The sequence below is a fragment of the Actinocrinis sp. genome (assembly GCF_035650855.1).
Lineage (GTDB): Bacteria > Actinomycetota > Actinomycetes > Streptomycetales > Catenulisporaceae > Actinocrinis.
The window spans coordinates 1-4,638 of sequence record NZ_DASRGV010000174.1 but is presented as its reverse complement, the minus strand read 5'-3'; the positions used below and the strand labels follow the sequence as shown (position 1 = coordinate 4,638).

Below are 4,638 nucleotides of genomic sequence, written 5' to 3'. Positions count from 1 at the left end.
CTCCTGACAAAGGTGGGTGGTGGAGGCTGTGTGACAAGCCCAAACTGGAGAGCGCTCTCCGGTTCGGTGTGCAAAAATATCCGCATGAGCAAAGACCGCCACGCTCCCGGCGCCACGCCCACGCTGGAGCATGTCGCGAAGGTCGCCGGGGTCTCCCGGGCGACGGTGTCCCGGGTGATCAACGGCATCCGCAACGTCGATCCCCAGCTCCAGGAGATCGTCCGCGCGGCGGTGGAGCAGACGGGCTACGTGCCGAACCAGGCGGCCAGGTCGCTGGTGACGCGGCGGACGAACTCGGTGGCGCTGGTGGTCTCCGAGGCCGAGCACCGCACCTTCGACGACCCGTTCCTCGGCCGCATCTTCACCGACCCCTTCTTCGGGCGTCTTGTCAGCGGAATCATGGGCGTGCTACGGCCGCGCGGGGTCACGATGGTGCTGATGCTGGCGGAGAACGACGCCGCGCGCACGCAGCTGATCGGCTACCTCAAGCAGGGGCACGTGGACGGCGTCATCCTGATCTCCTCGAACGTGGACGACCCGCTGCCGGGCCTGCTCACGGACGCCGGGCTGCCGGCGGTGCTCTCCCAGCGCCCGGTCAAGCCGCTGCCGATCAGCTATGTCGACGCGGCGCAGAGCGCGGGGGCGAAGCTGGCCGCGGAGCGCCTGATCGAGCGCGGGTGCCGGCGGGTCGCGACCATTTCCGGGCCGCTGGACATGCCGGCCAGCCAGGACCGTCTCGCCGGCTTCCGGGACACGATGGCCCGGCACGGCCACGCGTACGTCCCGTCGGTCGAGGGCAACTTCACCCAGGAGACCGGCGAGCGGGCGATGCTCCAACTGCTGGAGGAGCACCCTGACATCGACGGCGTCTTCGTCGCCAACGACCTGATGGCGCTGGGCGCCGTCCTGGCCTTGCACGACGCGGGGCGAAGGGTGCCCGAGGACGTGGCGGTCGTCGGGTTCGACGACAGCAACGCCGCGCAGATGAGCCGCCCGCCGCTCACCACGATCCGCCAGCCGCTGGAGGACATGGCGGCGCAGATGGCGCGGCTGCTTTTGGCCCGCATCGACGACCCGGAGAGCAAGCCGACCTCGGTGATCTTCGAGCCGACGCTGGTCGTGCGCGAGTCCGCCTAGCGGGAACGGAAACGGCCGAGGCGCGCGGCCGGGCGGTGGTGCGAGTGCCTTGCCGTCTCTCATCGGAGCCTCCAGCCGGACGGGCTCGGAAAGCGCACGGCGGCGGACGGACCTGCCGTCGCGTCACATTGGAGAGCGCTCTCCGCCAGCAAATGTTTCCGCCGCGGACCGGTTCTGTCAACGTTCGCGCTCGATCTCTCGCGGGCCGGGACGACTCGAGACGATCAGTGAATGAATGCTGCGGGCCGCTTACGCAGCTGAGCTGCTGCGAAAGCGAGGGCACCGCCCCAGCGCTTCGCGCAACCGGTTACGGAACCGGTTACATTCGCGCGACGCTCTTGACGCGAAAGCTGCCCACGAGTTAAATCACTCCGCGAAGTAAGTCTGGCGGCGCGCGTACATCGCAAGGCGGAGCAGTGTGCGCGCGCCGTCGGTCCCTTCGCGGCCCGGCGGCGCCCGGGCAACCCACGGGCCGGCAGCGATCGTCCGCCGGATCAGCCGAGCGCCGTTCGGACCGGGTCTGCTCGGCGATCACAGGACGATGACGAACCCCGTAGCCCTCAGGCGATGCGGGAGCTCTTCCAAGAGCACGGCACGGAGCTGCTCAGCCAGAACTCAGCCCAAGACGGCTCGAGCTGACCAGGCACGCACCGCCGTCAGCCGCGGGCCGCCGCCGATGACGAGCCGGCCGCCGCAGCCTGCACCGGGGCCGGGCCGGTGGATCCGCGCACGACGAGTTCGGGTTCGAACAGCAGCTCGTCCGCGGTGACGGTCGCGCCCTCGATCTGGCCGACGAGCATCGCGACGGCGGCGCGGCCCATCGCCTCGATCGGCTGGCGCACGGTGCTCAGGGGCGGGTCGGTGCAGCTCATCAGCGACGAGTCGTCGTAGCCGACCACCGAGATCTGGTCGGGGACGCGCAGTCCTGCCCGCCGCGCCGCGCGGACCGCGCCGAGGGCGATCAGGTCGCTGCCGCAGACGATGCCGGTGATGCCGCGGGCGATCAGCCGCGACGCCGCCGCCTGACCGCCTTCCAGGGAGAACATGGCGCGCTCGATCCAGTCGGCTTCGAACGCCAGGCCGCTCTTCGCCGCCGCCGTCTCGAACGCCGCCTGCTTGCGGCGCGAGGGCATGTGGTCGGCCGGGCCGAGGATCAGGCCGATGCGCTCGTGGCCGAGCGCCGCGAGGTGGCCGAACGCCTGCTCGACGGCGACCGCGTCGTCCGTGGAGACCCGCGGGAAGTCGAGGTGCTCGGCCGCCGCGTTCACGAGGACCACGGGCAGCCGCAGCTCCAGCAGCTTGAGGTAGTGCTGGTGCGGCGCGTCCGCCTCCGCGTAGTGGCCTCCGGCGAATACGACGCCTGACACCTGCTGCTCCAGCAGCATCTCGACGTAGTCCGCCTCGGACAGCCCGCCGGCGGTGCGCGTGCACAGCACCGGCGTGAAGCCGCGCTGCGCCAGTGCCCCGCCGACCACCTCGGCCAGCGCCGGGAAGATCGGGTTCTGCAGCTCCGGCAGCACCAGCCCGATCAGCCGCGCCCGCTCGCCGCGCAGCTGCGTCGGCCGCTCATAGCCGAGCACGTCCAGCGCCGTCAGGATGGCGGCGCGGGTCCCCTCGGCCACCCCGGGCTTGCCGTTCAAGACCCGGCTGACCGTGGCCTCGCTGACCCCGGCCTTCTTCGCCACTTCCGCAAGCCTTCGCGACATGCCGCAAGAATAGCGCACCGCATTGCAAGTAGCTGCAAGTGTTCCGTTGCGGTTGTCAACGATTTGCAGCGCACTGCAGGTACCGTCAGCCGCTCTTCGCCGGGCATTACCGGCGGCGACACCTGTAGGCCACGGACCGTCGATTTGGTGTGCGGTGGATATCCGCACCACTGGTCACAGGAGCCCACTCATGCCCGATTCACGCCGCCCCGCGACCGACTCCCCCCAGCCCGTATCCCCACTGTCCCGGCGCCGCTTCCTCGGCACCGCCGCCGGGACCGCCGCGGCCGGGGCGCTGCCGCTGCTCGCCCCCGCGATGGCCGAAGCGCTCGCCGAGCCGGCCGGGCGCGGTTCGCTCGACGAGATCGAGCACGTCGTGATCCTGATGCAGGAGAACCGCTCCTTCGACCACTACTACGGCACGATGAGCGGCGTGCGCGGCTTCGGCGATCGCGCCGCCCTGCGACTGCCGTCCGGTCGCGACGTGTTCCACCAGCCTGCCGCCGCACGCACCGACGGCGGCTACCTGCTGCCCTTCCACGTGGACACGCGGAAGGTGGACGGCCAGGATCTCGGCGACCTCGACCACAGCTGGAGCGGCACCCACGCGGCCTACGACGGCGGGCGGTACGACCAGTGGATCGCCGCGAAGTCGCAGATGACGATGGGCTACTTCACTAAGACGGACATCCCGTTCCACCGCGCGCTCGCCGACGCGTTCACCATCAGCGACGCCTACCACTGCTCGATTCAGGGCCCGACGACGCCGAACCGCCTGTACCTGTGGACCGGCACGATCGACCCCGATGGCATCGCCGGCGGCCCGATCATCTACAACCCCGACGACTATCTACCGGTACTGAGCTGGACGACGTACCCCGAGCGGCTTCAGGCGGCCGGGATCTCGTGGCGGGTCTACGCGAACAACGAGGTCGGCGACGACCCGTCCGGGCACCCATTCGTCGGCGACTACGGCGACAACCCGCTGTGGCTGTTCCACGCCTACCACGACGCGCTGGCCTCCTCGGACCCGAAGGTCCGGCAGCTCGCCGAGCGCGCCGGCGTCTTCGAGGCCTGGCAGCCGGATTCCGGTCAGGGCAAGAGCACCAAGCACGTGCTGTCGGACTTCATCGCGGACGCCAAGGCGGGCACGCTCCCGGCCGTCTCGTGGGTCGTCGCTCCGTACGGGTACTGCGAGCACCCGGCGGCGCGCCCGGTCGACGGCGCCGCGTACACGCAGACGCTGCTTGAGGCGATCTGGTCCGACCCGAAGCTGTGGCGCAACACGGTCGTGCTGATCACCTACGACGAGAACGACGGCTTCTTCGACCACGTGGTCCCGGCTGCCGCGCCGGCCGGAACCCCCGGCGAGTTCGTCGGCGGGCTGCCGATCGGCCTCGGCCCGCGCGTGCCGCTCACCCTGATCTCGCCGTGGTCGCGCGGCGGCTGGGTGGACTCGGCGGTGGCGGACCACACCTCGGTGCTGCGGTTCCTGGAGTGCTGGACCGGCGTGCGCGAGCCGAACATCTCGGCCTGGCGGCGCGCGGTGTGCTCGGACTTGACCGGAGCTTTCGACTTCGGTCGCAGAAACTTGACGCTTCCGGTGCTGCCCGACACCTCGATGCTGCGTAAGCTAGCCGACCAGACACAGCCGGGCCTGCCGGCTCCGATGCCTCCGGTGCCGGGCGCGCAGAGCATGCCGAGGCAGGACCCTGGCACCCGTCCGGCCCGCGCGCTGCCGTATCAGCCCACGGCGAACGCCCGGCTCGGTGCAGGCGGCACGCGGCTGACGCTG

Annotated in this window: 3 protein-coding genes; 2 read left to right on the top strand and 1 reads right to left on the bottom strand. The window is 70.7% G+C overall.

Annotated features, from left to right (window positions below; all coding sequences use genetic code 11):
* The first annotated feature begins 84 nt into the window (after positions 1–84).
* Positions 85–1,137: a LacI family DNA-binding transcriptional regulator gene (locus VFB40_RS13235; protein WP_324850431.1), complete on the top strand. Its 1,053-nt coding sequence runs from the start codon at positions 85–87 to the stop codon at positions 1,135–1,137.
* A 656-nt stretch (positions 1,138–1,793) separates the two neighbouring features.
* On the opposite strand, the gene VFB40_RS13230 is transcribed toward VFB40_RS13235, so the two are convergent.
* Positions 1,794–2,843, bottom strand: coding sequence for a LacI family DNA-binding transcriptional regulator (locus VFB40_RS13230; protein ID WP_324850429.1), 1,050 nt, complete (start codon positions 2,841–2,843; stop codon positions 1,794–1,796).
* Positions 2,844–3,033: 190 nt separating this feature from the next.
* Between VFB40_RS13230 and VFB40_RS13225 the strand changes: the two genes are divergently transcribed.
* Positions 3,034–4,638 (top strand): phosphocholine-specific phospholipase C (locus tag VFB40_RS13225; RefSeq protein ID WP_324850427.1); only part of this gene is annotated, 1,605 nt, incomplete at its 3' end.

Coding starts and splice junctions, on each gene's coding strand:
- VFB40_RS13235 (WP_324850431.1), top strand. CDS start 85: ATGAGCAAAGACCGCCACGCTCCCGGCGCCACGCCCACGCTGGAGCAT.
- VFB40_RS13230 (WP_324850429.1), bottom strand. CDS start 2,843: ATGTCGCGAAGGCTTGCGGAAGTGGCGAAGAAGGCCGGGGTCAGCGAG.